The organism is Bradyrhizobium iriomotense, assembly GCF_030160715.1.
GTDB lineage: Bacteria > Pseudomonadota > Alphaproteobacteria > Rhizobiales > Xanthobacteraceae > Bradyrhizobium > Bradyrhizobium iriomotense.
On record NZ_BSOW01000031.1, the window covers coordinates 17,713 to 33,637 of the forward strand.

Genomic DNA, 15,925 nt, shown 5'->3' on the forward strand with positions numbered 1-15,925 from the left:
GGCCGTCGAGCCGGCGGAGTGACAAAGCCCCACGTCCTGGGCGCGCTGCCGCCTCGCGACAACGGGCTCTACTTGCCGTCCCAGGCCTTCAGCGCCGGCGGCGCCGCCGAAAGCCGCGCCGTCGCAATCGTCCCGCCTGCGGGAATTGCGATCAGCCGGTTGGCAACGAAGCCGACCGGGCTCTCCGGCTCCAGCTCGATGCCGGCGAGGTTGGCAAGCGGCTGCGCCATCGACACGTAATAGTCGCCGGCGTTCGCCTTGACCGTCGTGCCCTCGGTCGCGAACTCGCCAAGCAGGATTTTGCCAGCGCCTTCGTCGCTGCCGGTGACGTCTTCCTTGCCGGATTCGTGCACGCTCACTGTCCGGTAGGTTTCGCCGGATACATCGGCCTTCGCCGATATCTGCTGCACGATGAGGCCGAGATCGCGCAGCTTGGCGGCCGCCGCGCCTTCGCTCGCCGCGAGCAGGTAGCCTGCCGGCCGCGACCGTGTCAGCGCGGGAATGATCTTCAGCGACGAATTCCAGTCGACCTCGATGGGCTTGTCCGCGCCGGTCACCGGATCGACGAAGGTGAGGACGCGCTTTTCCGGCGTCTGCTTCGACAGCACGACGAAATTGCCGCTGCCGGAAAGACCGCTCACCACCTCGCGCGAACGCGCGACCGCGGCAAGCACGCCGGCCGGATTGTCGGCGGCAGCCTGCAGAATCGCCTGTGCGGCCGTGACATGGGTGTGGACGCGCCGCCTGAAGTGAGCAAGCCCGATACCGACGCCGCGCGTCTCGACCAGGAACGAGACCGCGTTGCGCAAGGCGGCGACGTTGCGCCCGGTGTCGGCCCCGATGCCGCCCATCGACGCCACGGCCGGGCCGCCGGCACGGCCGGTCGTGTAGTACCAATCCTGGGTCAGCCCGGCGCTGTCGAGCGCGGCCATGATGGAGTTGCGAAAATTCTGCTGCAGCTCGACGAACATGTCGGGCAGGTTTGCGGTGGTCGCGTATTGCAGCATGGCGTCGATGCGCTGCAGCCCGCCGAACTTGTCGACCCAGCGCGACGCCACCGTGAATTCGTGGCAGTCGAGCACGATATTGGGCTGGTAGTCGCGGAAGATCGCGCCGAGCGCCTGGCCTTCGGGCGATCGCAGCAGAGTGTGGTCGCGGTTGAGGTCGACGCCATCCGCGAGCGCACGCTTGTCGGCAGCGGCGCCGTCGGGATTGGCGCGCGGCACGATCAGCACGGTGATGCGGTCGAGCAGAGGAGCAAGGTCGCCATCGGCGAGCCGCCTCGCCAGTGCCAGCATCGCTTCGCCGCCGGCGTGCTCGTTGCCATGCTGCTGGCCGATCAGCAGCACCACCGGCCTGGTGGGCGCCATGCTGCCGAAGATCAGGAGCGGCAGTTCGCGGCCCTGCTGCGAGCGCCCCGCGATCTTCATCGTCATGACCGATGATTTCGCCTGCAACGCGCTGAGATACGCCATCATCTCGGCATGGCCAGTGAAGCCGGTGCGGCCGGGCGCAAGTGCCGGCGTGTCGTAATCGACGCCCGGGTCCGGATAGCGCGCCGCGACCGCCGGTGCTTCCTCGTAAGCCTTTGCGGGATCGAATTGCGCCGTCGCCGGCGATACCAGCAGTGCGAGGCCCGTCAGCGACGAGCCGAGCCAAATCCACCCTGATCTCATCGCAGACCGCCTCGCTCCGTAGGCTCGCGCAAGCAGGTGTAGCCGTTTCCCTGGCTGCGGCCCAATTTTCATGGAGGGCTCTTCAACTGGCGGAGAGGGAGGGATTCGAACCCCCGATAGGCTTGCACCTATGCCGCATTTCGAGTGCGGTGCATTCAACCACTCTGCCACCTCTCCTGAAGGCGCCAAATCGGGGGGTAGCCCCGTGCGGTCGGGGCGTGTTCTAGGCGAGGATGGCGGGCCAGACAAGGCGGGCGGAGCGAAAATCCAGCGCCGCGTGGATGGCATCAAAAGGAACACGCGGCAGAAGCCGGGCCGGCGGCCGGCTTTTGCGCGGATTCGCGCGCTCGCGCCATCGGAGTGGCGCGGAGCCAAGCCTGCCTCAGAAGGCTGTCTCAGTCCAGGAACGGGGCGCCGAGCACGGCGACAGCCGTCAGCACGACCGGCAGTGTTCCCAGGACGATGACCGCGATTCGAAACACCAGATCGTTCCCCATGCGGTAATACTAGACCGGGAAGAGCGGCTGCAAAGTGCAGTTTGTGCCAAAATTTCCCGAACTCGGCGGAGCGCGACCGCGCCATGCCGACGCGAATCACATCAGGCGGGAAGCGACGGGCTGGCACCGCGGCGGCCCCACGGGTGGGACCGCCAGACGCGGTAAACACTGGCGGTCCCGTTGCCGCTCATTGCAATGCAGGCCGAGAAGGGCGGCTTCGCCGGCCGGCGTGAGGCGACAGATTCGACCCTAGCGTGTGCGCGGCCTCCCGCAACGCAATCCGTGCCTTAACCTAACCAGTCAAGGTTACTCCTTGTCGTTCTGCCGGCCTTCCTTGTTGTTTTCTTTGGCCTTCTTCTTCCCATTATCCGTGGAGTCACGGTCCTTGCCGTTGCCCTCCTTGCGGCGATTGGTGAAGCGCGCGTTGCCAAGCCCGGTGCCGATGGTGAGCACGCCCCAGCGCTCGACATCCTGCATGAACGGCACCTCGGAAAGACCCTGCACCACGCCGTCATTGTGCATCAGGATCGCGGTGTCGTGCTCGCCGATCGCAGGAATGCCTTCGACGAGACTCGCCGGGAGGTTGAACTTGCTGCTCTCCCAATTGCCGGGGAGATTTTGCGCGCCCTTCTCGATCGAGCCATCCTCCTTGATCACGCCGGGACAGGCGATGCCGATGAACGGCGCGAGCTTGAGGCCTTCGGTGTCGGCCGCCGCGATCAGCTCCTTCAGCATCTTGGTGAGCCGCTTCACCGCGCCTTCGCGGGTCGGCTCATCGTCGGCGTGGCGCCACAGGTCGGACTTCCAGACGCAGGCCTTGGAAAGGTCCTTGGCCTTCTTCCAGCGCGTCTCGACCACGCCGCAGCGGATATTGGTGCCGCCGATATCGACCGCGAGGATGCTGTCATGGGCCTCGAAAATCCAGGACGGCGCCAGATGCAGCGCGCCGATCAGGGCCGCCTCGTCGGGGTGGAAGCGGATCGGCCGCATGTCGCCCTTGAAGCCTTCGGACTTCAGGATGATGTCGGCGCGGGCGATCGCGAGCTCGCCCAGCCTTGAATCGCGAAAACCGCCGCCGACCACGATGCGCTCGGTCTTCGCCCAGGCTTTTGTCTTCAGGAAGCGGCGGGTGACATAGGCGAGCTCCTGGGCAAAATCCTCGATCGCGCTGTGCACCACGGCGGAGGCCTCGGTGTCGTCGCCGACCAGCATCGCATCCAGCGTCTTCTTGGCGATCTTCTCCGACGGCTCGTCGCCGAAGGGGTCCTCGCCGGTCCTGCGCAGCGGCTTGCGCCAGCCGTCGAGGATGTCGCGGAAGGCGCCCTTGCTGGCGCGGTCGCCGAGAAAACCGTCCTCGTCCTTCAGCTCGACATTGAAGCTGTCGACGTCGACCGACGGCAGCCGGCCCGCCCCGTGCTGGGCTATGCCCGTCGTCAAAACCAGCTCGTCTGCCATTGGCCCTTGCCCGTTTTTGGAATTGCCCGGGGACAACGGCGGGGGAACCCGTTGGTTGCAGATGCGGCCAACTGTCCGCGGGCACCCGGCCTAGCGGCAAGAACCGGCCAAATCCTTCAAATTCGGGGCTTTTTCGGCCCGGTTTTCCTTGACTCAGGGCTCTCGGCCGCTATAAGTCCCCCCAGCCGGCGCGGGGCGTTTCTCGCGCCGCTTGTTTTTGCGTGGGTTTTTCAATGGGATCGCTCCCGCCCGCGCGAGAATTTAACAAACCCTTAGCGACTGACAAAAAGCCGGCCCGGACGAAAATCCGAAAGGCCGGGATTGAACACGAAGGAAGAGAACGATGTTCGCAGTCATCAAAACCGGCGGCCGGCAGTACCGCGTCGTTCCGGATGATGTCCTGGAAATTGGCAAGATCGCCGGCGAAGTCGGCACGATCGTGCAGCTGAGTGAAGTTCTGGTGGTTGGCGGCGACACGCCGGTCCTGGGTGCCCCGACGGTTGCGGGCGCGTCCGTGGCGGCCGAGGTGCTCGACCACAAGCGCGGGCCGAAGGTCATCGCGTTCAAGAAGCGCCGCCGCAAGAATTCGCGCCGCAAGCGCGGCTATCGCGACGAGATCACCGTGCTCCGCGTCACTGAGATCCTGACGGACAACGCCAAGCCCACCAAGGGGCCGCGTCCGAAGAAGGAGAAGGTGGTGGCGCAGGAAGCCGCTGAGTAACCAGATTTGATCACGCCAATTCACAAATTGATGCGTGAGAAAATGTGAAATGATTCCGTCAAGGAATTGATCTAGAGATACGCAGGATTTCGGAGACGAGCCATGGCTCACAAAAAAGCAGGCGGTTCATCGCGCAACGGTCGCGATTCGAAGGGCAAGCGCCTCGGCATCAAGGTGTTCGGCGGGGAGCATGTGATTCCCGGCAACATCATTGCGCGTCAGCGCGGCACCACGTGGCATCCCGGCCTTAATGTCGGCATGGGCACAGACCACACTCTGTTCGCCAAGGTCGAAGGCCGCGTTGCGTTCCAGGCTAAAGCCAACGGCCGCACATTCGTATCGGTGCTTCCGATCGCAGAGGCGGCTGAATAATACGGTGGATCAAATTTGGAGTCCGCCGGGTCCTGACCAAACCGGCGGAGTCCACAAGAAGGCTCCAGGGGAGGCGGGAAACCGGCCTCCCCTTTTCGTTGTGACTTTAAGTCTTTGACGGAGCCGGACATGTTGCAGGACTTTTCGAGCACCACCTTGCGCGAGGCGAGGCCTGATGTCGTCGCCACCGAGCGGCTGACCTTGCGCAAGCCGACGCTCGCCGACGTCAAGGCGATCGCGCGCCTCGCCAACGACCGCCGCATCGCCGAGAACACGCGCCGCCTGCCGTATCCCTATTCGCACGACGACGCCGTGGAATTCGTCCGCGCCACCGCAGAGTTCGGCAGCGAGACCGTGTTCCTGATCGAGCATGACAATACGCCCGTCGGCATGATCGGGATCGACTGCTCGACGCCCGATGGCGCCGAGCTCGGCTACTGGCTCGGCGTCGAGCATTGGGGAAAAGGCTTTGCCACCGAGGCTGCGCGGGGGGCGATCGACTTCTTCTTCGAGGAGTTTTCCGAAGATCATCTGTACGCCGGCGCGCGCGTCACCAATCCGGCCTCGCGCAACGTGCTGGAGAAGTGCGGTTTCCAGTGGAGCGGCGTCCAGCTGCACCGCTTCTACGCGCTGGGATCCTCGACCCCCGTCGACTGCTTCCGCCTATCGCGCGGCGTGTGGTCCTCGCTGAAGAGCTGGAGCAGCGCGAGACGGGTGAGGTAGGGGCGCGGGCGTCGCCAAAACTACGGCTGTCGTCCCGGGCTCGCGCTCTGCGCGCCCCGGGACGACGATCGAAATTGTGGCGCCGCTCTTACACCGGCGGATTCACCGACGTGTCCTGCCGTCCCAGATCCCGTTCGCGCAGATAGATGTAGAAACCGGCGCCGATGATGATGGCGGCACCGATGATGGTGGCGACCTGCGGCACGTCGCCGAACACGACGAAGCCGAAGATCACGGCCCAGATGATCATCGAATATTGATAGGGCACCACCACGCTTGCGGGTGCGAGCTTGAGCGAGCGGTTGACGCAGAACAGCGCGGCGACCGAGATGCAGCCGGACAGTGCAAACAGCACGAGGCTGCCCGCGCCCGGTGACACCCAGTGAAACGGGGACAGGACGAGCCCGAGCAGGAACGTGCCACCGAACTGCGAGGAGACCATCACGATGTCGGGCGTCGCGCGCAGCGAGCGCGTGACCAGCATCAGCATCGCAAACGACAGGCTGCCGCCCAGCGCGATCAGCGCCGGCAGGCTGACAGTCTGCGCCGACGGGCGCAGCGCGATCAGGACGCCGCAGAAGCCGACCAGGATCGCCGTCCAGCGGCGCCAGCCGACCTGCTCGCCCAGGAAGATCGCGGACAGTGCGGTGACGAAGATAGGGCCTGCGAGGTAATAGGTGATGACGTCGGCGAGCGGCAGGTAGACCGTCGCGAGAAAAAAGGCCGCCACTTCCACTGTCGAGAGCACCACGCGGAAGAGCTGCAACCACGGCCGCTCCAGATGCGTGAATTCGTGGCGCTGCCGCCAGATCGATGGTGCCAGCACGAGCAAGGCCGCGCTGGCGCGCAGAAACAAGAGCTGCCCCACCGAATAGGTCGCGACGATGAACTTGCCCATGGCATCGCCGAACGAGAACAGGAAGATCGATAACACCATCAGCGCGATGCCGGCCAGCCGCGCCGAGCGCTCGTCATAGGCGGAGAGTTTCTTGAAGAGGGGCATTGAAGAGTTTGTTTTTGGGAACTCGTCATTGCGAGCGCAGCGAAGCAATCCAGAATCTTTCCGCGGCAACAGTCTGGATTGCTTCGCTGCGCTCGCAATGACGGGGGAGAGCGCGCCAGGAACCGGCGAACTGAACTTGTCAGCTGTGGCCCGTTTTAAAGGCATGGAGAACCCAGACAAGCCCGGTCATGATGAATTGAGCGTATTGTCGCACTCTTCGCATCGCGGTAGCGATTGGTATCTCCGGCAAGAGAGTACCAGACATGACCGCGTTCGATCCGACCGAGCACCGCATGATCCCGGCGCAACGCTGGTTTGAGGATTTCGTCCTCGGCGAACGCTTCGTGCTGCCGAGCCGCACGCAGACCTCGGCCGTGTTCGCCGCGTTCCAGACCGCGAGCGGCGACACCCACCCGGTGCATTACGATGTCGAATATTGCCGCGCCCGCGGCATGCCGAACCTGCTCGCCCACGGCTTCCAGACGCTGATCCACACCGCTCCCGGCGCCGGCCTGTTTCCCTTCATGGTCGAGGAGTCGCTGGTCGGCTTCCTCGAGCAGTCGAGCCGCTTTCTCAAGCCGGTGTTCGCCGACGACACGATCTACCCCGCGCTCGAGGTCACCGAGCTGGTGCCGGGACGCACGACCGGCGTGGTGATGCTTACCAGCACCATCTACAACCAGCGCAAGGAGCTGGTGCTGGAGGGGACGCAGAAATTCCTGATCCGCCGCAGGCCGGCCTGATCCTAAGGGTTAAGCAAGGGCCGAAAATCGCGGAATTTCGCGCCTTTCCCGGACAAGTTCGGGTTGCCGCGCCCGCTCCCCTGCCCTACCTATGGCCCATGAAATTTCTCGACGAAGCAAAGGTCTATATCCGCTCCGGTGACGGCGGGAACGGCTGCGTGGCGTTCCGCCGCGAAAAGTTCATCGAATTCGGCGGCCCCTCCGGCGGCAATGGCGGCCGCGGCGGCAATGTCGTCATCGAGGTCGCCGACGGGCTTAATACGCTGATCGACTACCGCTACCAGCAGCACTTCAAGGCCCAGAAGGGCGAGAACGGCATGGGCTCGGACCGCCACGGCGCCAACGGCAAGGCGATCGTGCTCAAGGTCCCGGTGGGCACGCAGATCTTCGACGAGGATCGCGAGACGCTGATCCACGACTTCACCAATGTCGGCGAAGAATTCGTGCTCGCCGAAGGCGGCAATGGCGGTTTCGGCAACGCGCATTTCAAGTCGTCGACCAACCGCGCGCCGCGCAACGCCAATCCCGGCCAACCCGGCGAAGAGCGCTGGATCTGGCTGCGGCTGAAACTCATTGCCGACGCAGGCCTCGTCGGCCTGCCGAATGCCGGCAAGTCGACCTTCCTCTCCAAGGTCAGCGCGGCAAAACCGAAAATCGCCGACTATCCTTTCACCACGCTGCATCCGCAACTCGGCGTCGTGAATGCCGACGGTCGCGAATTCGTGCTGGCTGATATTCCGGGTCTGATCGAGGGTGCGCATGAAGGTGCGGGCCTCGGCGACCGCTTCCTCGGCCATGTCGAGCGCTGCCGCGTGCTGCTGCATCTCGTCGACGCGACATCCGAGCATGCCGGCAAGGCCTACAAGACGGTGCGCAAGGAGCTTGACGCTTATGGCGGGCTGCTGACCGACAAGATCGAGATCGTCGCACTGAACAAGATCGACGCAGTCGAGCCGGATGAGCTGAAGAAGCAGAAGGACCGGTTGAAGCGCGCCGCCAAGAAGGCGCCGCTGCTGCTCTCCGGCGTCACCGGCCAGGGCGTCAAGGAAGCGCTGCGCGCGCTCGCCGATGTGATCGGCGAAAGCCCGGTGTCCAGCAAGGCCAAGAGCGCCGCCGAAGCGGAGCCGTGGTCGGCCTAATCGCGTCCCGGCGAAGGCCGTGACCCATACCGCGTGATCTATCGATTGCGGATGGTCGCAGTACCGAACGAGGAGTTTTCGCCAAACTATGTCCTCGGGTTATGGGTCCCGGCCTTCGCCGGGACGACAGGGAATTTGCGGCCGCCGACTCCCATCGGGGAAGGTTGTCTTCGCGCCGTCGATAGCGCAGCATCCGGCAAATCGAGAAATGACGGAGTGAAGAGGCATGTCGCGCGCGAAGAACGTTCTCTGGATCATGTGCGACCAGCTTCGCTACGATTATCTCGGCTGCACCGGGCATCCCTCGCTGAAGACGCCCAACATCGACGCCATGGCCAGGCGCGGCGTGCTGTTCTCCAAGGCCTATGTGCAATCGCCGATCTGCGGGCCGTCGCGGATGTCGTTCTATACCGGGCGCTACATGCGCTCGCACGGCTCGCACTGGAACGGCTGGCCGCTGCGCGTCGGCGAGCCGACGCTCGGCGATCACCTCAGAAAAATCGGCGTGCGCAACGTGCTGGTCGGCAAGACCCATATGGCGCCCGACCTCGAAGGCATGAAGGCGCTCGGCATCCCGCCGGAGTCGATCATCGGCGTGCACGTCGCCGAATGCGGCTTCGAGCCCTATGAGCGCGACGACGGCTTGCATCCGACCGGAAGGCCGCGTCCGAAATACGACGAGTATCTGCGCAAGCAGGGCTTTGAGGCGACCAATCCCTGGGAGCATTGGGCCAATTCAGGTGCCGACGACGACGGCAGCCTGCAGAACGGCTGGCTGCTGGTGCACGCCGACAAGGCCGCGCGCGTGCCGGACGAGCATTCGGAGACGCCCTACATGACGCGGCGCGCGATGGATTTCATCACCGAGGCCGAGAGCGATGGCCGGCCGTGGTGCTTGCACTTGTCCTACATCAAGCCGCACTGGCCCTATATCGCGCCAGAACCCTACGCCAGCATGTACGCGACCTCGGACATGCTGCCGGCGATCCGCTCGGAGCGCGAGCGGCAAAATCCGCATCCCGTGTTCGGCGCCTACATGGACATGCGCTATTCCAAGAACATGGCGCGCGACGATGCCCGCGACAAGGTGATCCCGACCTATATGGGCCTGATCACGCAGATCGACGACCAGATGGGCGTGCTGATGAAGTTCCTGGAGGCGCGCGGTCTCCTCGAAACCACCATGATCGTGTTCACGTCGGATCATGGCGATTATCTCGGCGATCACTGGATGGGCGAGAAGGATCTGTTCCACGAGCAGTCGGCGAAGATCCCACTGATCGTGATCGATCCCTCGAGGGACGCCGATGCCACGCGCGGCACGACATGCGATGCGCTGGTCGAGGGCATCGATCTCGCGCCGACCTTCGTCGATTACTTTGGCGGCAAGGTGCCCAGCCACATCCTCGAGGGCCGTTCGCTATTGCCGCTGCTGCGCGGCGAGAAGCCCGAATGGCGCAAGGTCGCGTTCTCCGAATACGACTACGCGATGCAGGACGTGCGGCTGAAGCTGAACCAGCCGATCGAGCGCTGCCGCCTGTTCATGGTGTTCGATGGCCGCTGGAAATACATCCACGCCTCCGGCTTCCGCCCGATGCTGTACGACCTCGAAACCGATCCGGACGAGTTCATCGATCGCGGCGACGATCCCGAATGCGCCGGCATCATCGCAAGGCTTCAGGCTGAATTGTTCGACTGGGCGCTGCATCCGAGCGGTCACATCACCACGCCGCGCGAGAAGATCGCGGCTTATGCCGACAATCAGCTCCAGGTGAAGGGCGGCATTCTGATCGGCATCTGGGATGAAGCCGAGCTCAACGCGATCCGCGACAAGATCGAGCAGCGCGCGAAGATGTGAATCCTTCGCCTCTCCCCGCAGGCGGGGAGAGGGAGAGAATTCAATTCTCGATCTTGTATCCCGTCGCCTTCACGATCGGCTGCCAGAACGCGGTGTTCGCGGCGAGCTCTTGAGTCAACCCTTCCGCCGTGCTGCCGACCGGAATGAGTCCGATCGCGGTGAGCTTCTCCTTCACCTCGGGCTTGGTGAGCGCTGCGGCCGCGGCCGCGCTGAGCTTGCTCGCAAACTCCGGCGGGCTGCCGGCGGGAAGCCACATGCCGTACCACGCGTCCGCGACGAGATCGATCCCGCTCTCCCTCAGCGTCGGAACGTCGGGCGCGAACGGTGAACGCTCTGCGCTCGAGACCGCGATGATCGTCACGCCCTTGGCGCGATGCTGCGGAAGCGCGTCGGCCAGGGTCGTGATGCCGAACGGCACATGGCCGCCGACGAGGTCGTTGAGGATCGGTGCGCTGCCGCGATAGGGCACACGGCTCAGAGGGATGCCAAGATCCTTCTCCATTTTCGAGCCCATGAAATGCGGGATGGTGCCGTTGCTGGGCACGCCGAACGTCGCCTTGTCCGGATTGGCCTTCAGCCAGGCGACGAACTCGCCGAAATTCCTGGCTGAGATGGCTGGCCCGATCACGACGGCGAACTCGAAGCGTGCCAGCAGCGACACCGGCATGAAATCCTTCGCCGCATCGAAGGTCGGCGTCGTCTCCACCATCGGCAGCAGATACATGGTGGGACCGGTCGTCACCAGCACCATGCTGCCGTCGGGATTGGCACCCTTCACCGCCTTGATGCCGATCAGGCCGTCGCCGCCGGTGCGGTTCTCGACGACGATGGTCTTCTGCAACAGCGGCGCGATTTCCTGCGCGATCAGCCGGCACAGCGTGTCGCCGCCCGCCCCCGCCGCGAACGGGAAGATGATCTTGGTCAGCCCGGCCTGGCCGTGCGCCCCGGTTGCCTGCGCCAGCAGCGGCAGTCCGAGACATCCGGCGATGAAGTCGCGGCGATCCATGCGTATCCTCCCTCGTATCGGGCCGCATTAGACAGGTACAGCAGTGGCAGACAAGACCGTTAACGCTGTTTACCCGCCGCGCCGCCTTGCGCCGGCCATCGTCCTGCTGCAAAAGCAGGCCTCACCGGCGCCGCCTTTTCGCTCCGCCGCTTCCCGAATGCAGAGCAGATCGCCTTTAAAGCGCGCCCATGGCCAGCCCCGAACTCAGTCAATTCCGCCGCATCGTCGTCAAGGTCGGCTCGGCCCTGCTGGTCGATTCCGACAAGGGCGAGGTACGGGCGTCCTGGCTGGCTGCGCTCGCCGACGACATGGCCAAGCTGCACCGCGAGGGCCGCGATGTCCTCGTCGTCTCCTCGGGCTCAATCGCGCTCGGCCGCAGCCGACTCAAGCTGCCGCGTGGACCCCTGAAGCTCGAGGAGAGCCAGGCCGCGGCCGCCGTCGGCCAGATCGCGCTGGCGCGGATCTGGTCGGAGGTGCTCGGGGCTCACGGCATCGGCTCCGGGCAGATCCTGGTGACGCTCCAGGACACCGAGGAGCGCCGCCGCTATCTCAACGCGCGCTCGACCATCGGCAAGCTCCTGGAGTGGCGCGCAATCCCCGTGATCAACGAGAACGACACGGTCGCGACCAACGAAATCCGCTATGGCGATAATGACCGCCTCGCCGCGCGCGTCGCCACCATGGCGAGCGCCGATCTCCTGGTGCTGCTGTCCGACATCGACGGTCTCTACGACGCCCCGCCGAAGAACAATCCGAACGCAAAGCTGATTCCGGTGGTCGACAGCATCTCCTCGGAGATCGAGGCTGTGGCGGGAGATGCCGAGTCCGAACTGTCCCGCGGCGGCATGCGCACCAAGGTCGAGGCCGCGAAGATCGCGACCACCGGCGGCACGCACATGCTGATCGCCTCGGGCAAGATCGAGCACCCCTTGCAGGCGATCGCCGATGGCGGTCGCTGCACCTGGTTCCTGACGCCAGCCAATCCCGTGACCTCGCGAAAGCGTTGGATCGCGGGCTCACTGGAGCCGAAGGGCACGCTGACGATCGACGCCGGCGCGGTTGCCGCGCTACGTGCGGGCGCGAGCCTGTTGCCGGCGGGTGTGATCAAGGTCGAGGGCCAATTCGCCCGCGGCGATGCCGTGATCGTGCGCGGCCCCGACATGCGCGAGATCGGCCGCGGCCTGATCGCCTATGACGCCGACGACGCCGAGCGGATCAAGGGCCGCTCCTCGCCAGATGTGATGGCCATCCTCGGCATCAGCGGCAGGTCGGAGATGATCCACCGCGACGATCTGGTGGTGGGCGGGTAGTCCATAGTCTCAGTCATTCCGGGATGGTCCGGAAGACCAGACCCACGAGCGCCATTGCGCTTTCGGGGAATCTCGAGATTCTCAGGTGCGCAACCGCGCACCATAGTTCGGTGCTGACGCACCGCCCCGGAATGACGTCGGTGGCTAGGCCATTGGCCGAGCGCCGCGCGCTTCCCGTAGAGACCAGCCATACCCTCCCCGCCCTTCGCAGAGGCGGGATTTCCGTGCTAGGACACCGCCTTAGCAGAAGGTTGAACTCCCATGGCCGCCCCCCTCAAAGCCCTCGACGGCACCGTCGATCGTACTGCCGATCTCCTGGCGCTGATGACCGATCTCGCCGCCCGTGCCCGCGCGGCCGCGCGCGTGCTGGCGCTGGCGCCGGCGGAGCAGAAGAACCGGGCGCTGGAGGCCATGGAGCGGGCGATCCGCAAGAACGCGGCCGCCATTCTCGCGGCCAATGCGGAGGACGTCGCCGAGGCGCGCGCCAGCGGCGATGCGACGGGCGCCTTCATCGACCGTCTCACATTGACGCCCGCGCGTATCGAGGCCATGGCGGAAGGCATCGCCATCGTGCGCGGCATTGCCGATCCCGTCGGCGTTGTCACCGAGAGCTGGCAGCGGCCGAACGGCATGACCATCGAGCGCGTGCGCGTGCCGCTCGGCGTCGTCGGCGTGATCTTCGAGAGCCGGCCCAATGTCGCGGCCGATGCCGGCGTGCTGTGCCTGAAATCCGGCAATGCCGTGATCCTGCGCGGCGGCTCCGACAGCTTCCGCTCCTGCCGCGCGATCCATGAATGTCTGGTGCAGGGTCTCCGCGAGGCAGGCCTGCCTGAGGCCGCGATCACGCTGGTGCCGACGCGCGACCGCGCGGCGGTCGGCATGATGCTTGCGGGCCTGAACGGCGCCGTCGACGTGATCGTGCCGCGCGGGGGAAAGAGCCTGGTCGCGCGCGTCGAGGCGGAGGCGCGCGTGCCGGTATTCGCGCATCTCGAAGGCGTCAACCATGTCTATGTCGATGCCAGCGCCGATCTCGATATGGCGAAATCGATCGTGCTCAATGCCAAGATGCGCCGCACCGGCGTCTGCGGCGCGGCGGAGACGCTGTTGGTCGATCGCGCGGGAGCTGCAAAGAGCCTGAAGCCGCTGGTCCAGATGCTGATCGATGCCGGCTGCGAAGTGCGCGGCGACGAGACCGTGCAAGGCACCGACGCGCGCGTCAAAGCTGCGAGCGAGGACGACTGGGACACCGAATATCTCGACGCGATCATCGCGGCGAAGGTGGTCGACGGCGTCGACGGCGCGATCGCACACATCCAGACTCATGGCTCGCATCACACCGATGCGATCGTGAGCAAGGATGAAGCCGCCGCGAAAAAATTCCTGAGCGAGGTGGATTCCGCGATCGTCCTGCACAACGCCTCGACGCAATTCGCCGATGGCGGCGAGTTCGGCTTCGGCGCCGAGATCGGTATCGCCACCGGCCGATTCCACGCCCGCGGTCCGGTCGGCGCCGAACAGCTCACGAGCTTCAAGTACCGCGTCCACGGCACCGGACAGACACGGCCGTGATCTCGCAGGGCGAGCATTGAGCAACCATTTCGTCGTGCCGCGCTTCGTGGCGCAAGCGTTGCCGCCTTACACCGATGGCATGCGCATCGGGCTGCTCGGCGGCTCCTTCAATCCGCCGCATCACGCGCACCGCGCGATCAGCCGCTTCGCGCTCACGCGCTTGCAGCTCGATCGCGTGTGGTGGCTGGTGACGCCGGGCAATCCCTTGAAGGAGAACGGCGCGCTGCACGCGCTCGGCGAGCGCATGAAGGCCGCGCGCGATGTCGCTGACGATCCGCGCATCGAGGTGAGCTGTCTCGAATCCGTCATTCGCACGCGCTACACTATCGACACGATCAACTTCTTGCGCCGCCGCGCGAGCGGCTTGCGCTTTGTCTGGATCATGGGCGCCGACAACCTCGCGCAATTTCATCGCTGGCAGGACTGGCAGCGCATCGCCGCCCAGGTGCCGATGGCGGTCATCGACCGCCCGCCGCAAAGCTTTCGCGCCCTCGCTTCCCCCGCCGCCCAGGCGCTAGCCCGCTACCGTTTGCCCGAGAATGAAGCCACGCGGCTTGCGGACCGGCAGGCGCCGGCATGGGTCTTCCTCACCGGGCTGAAGCTCAGCCTGTCCTCGACCACCTTGCGGAACCCGGACGGGAGCTGGAAGGCGGCCAAATGAGGCATCGCGTGAGGCGGGTCGTGGGGGGAACACGCTCTGGCATATTGAAACCCTTAACCCCACATGATGTAGTGTAGCCAGTGAGCGCGGATTCGGCGTTCGCGATACAGTGAAAGGAATGGTCCCTGACCACATCTGTATTGTCCAAGTCTGTTTTACCCAAGGTTGCTAAGCCTACGCGTAAAACATCGACCCAAGCTGCGGCCTTGAAGGCGCAACCCGACGCCGACAAGACGCTGAGCCTGATCCTCTCCCGCCTCGAGGATATGAAGGCGGAAGAGACGGTCACCATCGACCTTCGCGGCAAATCGGCGTACTCCGACTACATGATCGTCACCACGGGCCGGGCCAACCGGCACGTTGGCGCGATCGCGGAAAACGTCACGAAGAGCCTCAAGGAAACCGGCCTCAAGAACATCCATGTCGAGGGCTTGCCCAATTGCGACTGGGTGCTGATCGATTCCGGCGATGTGATCGTGCACGTGTTCAGACCCGAGGTCCGTGAGTTCTACAATCTCGAGAGATTGTACACGCAGGGCCCAGGGGCGGCGAAGGCGATCTAGACCGAACAGGCCGATTTCGAATCGGCTGACGCGCATGCTAGCGTCGTGCGCGCGCCTGGCGCGCGGGTTGAAAACGCGGCTCTCAAGACGCGGTTCTAAAGACGCGGTTCTAAAGACGTCATGCGTGTTGCTGTCATTGCGGTTGGCCGGCTGAAGCAGGGCCCCGAACGGGAGCTTGCCGATCGCTATTTTGGGCGGTTCGACGAGGTCGGCCGCAAGCTCGGGTTTCGCGAGCTCACGATCTGCGAAATTCCCGAAAGCCGCGCGCGCGACACCGCAACGCGCATGGCCGAAGAGGCCGCTGCGATCGAAGCGCACATTCCTGACAGATCGGTAATCGTGGCGCTGGACGAGCGCGGGCAAAATCTCGATTCGACCGTATTCGCACGGAATCTCGGCCGCTGGCGGGACGAGGGTAGCGCGCATACAATATTCATCATCGGCGGGGCGGACGGACTTTCGCCCGAATTGCGCCGTAAGGCCAAGCTCGCGATCGCGTTCGGCTCGGCGACCTGGCCGCACCAAATGGTCCGCGTCATGCTTCTGGAACAGCTTTATCGGGCCGCAACCATCCTGGCCGGCCATCCCTATCATCGCGCGTGATTCGCGCCACAACGAGCACCTTTTCC

At 64.8% G+C, this 15,925-nt stretch carries 15 protein-coding genes and 1 tRNA gene; 11 read left to right on the forward strand and 5 right to left on the reverse strand.

Annotation, left to right across the window (positions count from 1 at the left end):
* Positions 1-68: 68 nt before the first annotated feature.
* From QQL28_RS34200 to QQL28_RS34210, 3 genes are all read right to left on the reverse strand, one after another.
* Positions 69-1,676: a M14 family metallopeptidase gene (locus tag QQL28_RS34200; RefSeq protein ID WP_284272762.1), complete on the reverse strand. Its 1,608-nt coding sequence runs from the start codon at positions 1,674-1,676 to the stop codon at positions 69-71.
* 87 nt (positions 1,677-1,763) lie between these two features.
* Positions 1,764-1,853: transfer RNA gene (locus QQL28_RS34205), tRNA-Ser, on the reverse strand.
* Between the two features lie 626 nt (positions 1,854-2,479).
* Positions 2,480-3,628: an ROK family protein gene (locus tag QQL28_RS34210; RefSeq protein ID WP_284272765.1), complete on the reverse strand. Its 1,149-nt coding sequence runs from the start codon at positions 3,626-3,628 to the stop codon at positions 2,480-2,482.
* 343 nt (positions 3,629-3,971) lie between these two features.
* Here QQL28_RS34210 and rplU point away from each other — a divergent pair, with 343 nt between their 5' ends.
* From rplU to QQL28_RS34225, 3 genes are all read left to right on the forward strand, one after another.
* Complete coding sequence (gene rplU, locus QQL28_RS34215) at positions 3,972-4,349, forward strand: 50S ribosomal protein L21 (protein WP_284272767.1); 378 nt, start codon at positions 3,972-3,974, stop codon at positions 4,347-4,349.
* A gap of 102 nt (positions 4,350-4,451) precedes the next feature.
* Complete coding sequence (rpmA, locus tag QQL28_RS34220; protein WP_027523579.1) at positions 4,452-4,721, forward strand: 50S ribosomal protein L27; 270 nt, start codon at positions 4,452-4,454, stop codon at positions 4,719-4,721.
* Positions 4,722-4,850: 129 nt separating this feature from the next.
* Complete coding sequence (locus tag QQL28_RS34225) at positions 4,851-5,444, forward strand: GNAT family N-acetyltransferase (protein WP_284272773.1); 594 nt, start codon at positions 4,851-4,853, stop codon at positions 5,442-5,444.
* 88 nt (positions 5,445-5,532) lie between these two features.
* Here the strand turns inward: QQL28_RS34225 and QQL28_RS34230 are convergent, their stop codons facing one another.
* On the reverse strand, positions 5,533-6,447 hold the full coding sequence (locus QQL28_RS34230) for a DMT family transporter (RefSeq protein ID WP_284272775.1): 915 nt from the start codon (positions 6,445-6,447) through the stop codon (positions 5,533-5,535).
* Between the two features lie 263 nt (positions 6,448-6,710).
* Here QQL28_RS34230 and QQL28_RS34235 point away from each other — a divergent pair, with 263 nt between their 5' ends.
* The 3 genes from QQL28_RS34235 to QQL28_RS34245 all read left to right on the forward strand — a co-directional run bounded on the left by QQL28_RS34235 (position 6,711) and on the right by QQL28_RS34245 (position 10,187).
* Positions 6,711-7,190 (forward strand): MaoC family dehydratase, encoded by a 480-nt coding sequence (locus QQL28_RS34235; protein ID WP_284272777.1) that lies wholly within the window; start codon positions 6,711-6,713, stop codon positions 7,188-7,190.
* 98 nt (positions 7,191-7,288) lie between these two features.
* Positions 7,289-8,329 (forward strand): GTPase ObgE, encoded by a 1,041-nt coding sequence (obgE, locus tag QQL28_RS34240; protein WP_284272779.1) that lies wholly within the window; start codon positions 7,289-7,291, stop codon positions 8,327-8,329.
* 226 nt (positions 8,330-8,555) lie between these two features.
* The gene (locus QQL28_RS34245; RefSeq protein WP_284272781.1) at positions 8,556-10,187 is read left to right on the forward strand and encodes an alkaline phosphatase family protein; all 1,632 of its coding nucleotides are present in this window, start codon (positions 8,556-8,558) and stop codon (positions 10,185-10,187) included.
* Positions 10,188-10,227: 40 nt separating this feature from the next.
* On the opposite strand, the gene QQL28_RS34250 is transcribed toward QQL28_RS34245, so the two are convergent.
* Positions 10,228-11,193 carry a Bug family tripartite tricarboxylate transporter substrate binding protein gene (locus tag QQL28_RS34250; protein ID WP_284272783.1) on the reverse strand — a complete coding sequence of 322 codons (966 nt, stop codon included), beginning with the start codon at positions 11,191-11,193 and terminating at the stop codon, positions 10,228-10,230.
* A gap of 188 nt (positions 11,194-11,381) precedes the next feature.
* Here QQL28_RS34250 and proB point away from each other — a divergent pair, with 188 nt between their 5' ends.
* The 5 genes from proB (at position 11,382) to rlmH (ending at position 15,899) form a co-directional block, all read left to right on the forward strand.
* Positions 11,382-12,503, forward strand: a complete 1,122-nt coding sequence (proB, locus tag QQL28_RS34255) for a glutamate 5-kinase (RefSeq protein WP_284272785.1) — start codon at positions 11,382-11,384, stop codon at positions 12,501-12,503.
* A 261-nt stretch (positions 12,504-12,764) separates the two neighbouring features.
* Positions 12,765-14,072: a glutamate-5-semialdehyde dehydrogenase gene (locus tag QQL28_RS34260; protein WP_284272787.1), complete on the forward strand. Its 1,308-nt coding sequence runs from the start codon at positions 12,765-12,767 to the stop codon at positions 14,070-14,072.
* A gap of 16 nt (positions 14,073-14,088) precedes the next feature.
* A complete protein-coding gene (locus tag QQL28_RS34265) occupies positions 14,089-14,733 on the forward strand; it encodes a nicotinate-nucleotide adenylyltransferase (protein WP_284272789.1) in 645 nt (214 codons plus the stop codon).
* Positions 14,734-14,939: 206 nt separating this feature from the next.
* Positions 14,940-15,296, forward strand: a complete 357-nt coding sequence (rsfS, locus tag QQL28_RS34270) for a ribosome silencing factor (protein WP_284272791.1) — start codon at positions 14,940-14,942, stop codon at positions 15,294-15,296.
* A gap of 120 nt (positions 15,297-15,416) precedes the next feature.
* Positions 15,417-15,899, forward strand: a complete 483-nt coding sequence (gene rlmH, locus QQL28_RS34275) for a 23S rRNA (pseudouridine(1915)-N(3))-methyltransferase RlmH (RefSeq protein ID WP_284272793.1) — start codon at positions 15,417-15,419, stop codon at positions 15,897-15,899.
* The last annotated feature ends 26 nt before the right edge of the window (positions 15,900-15,925 follow it).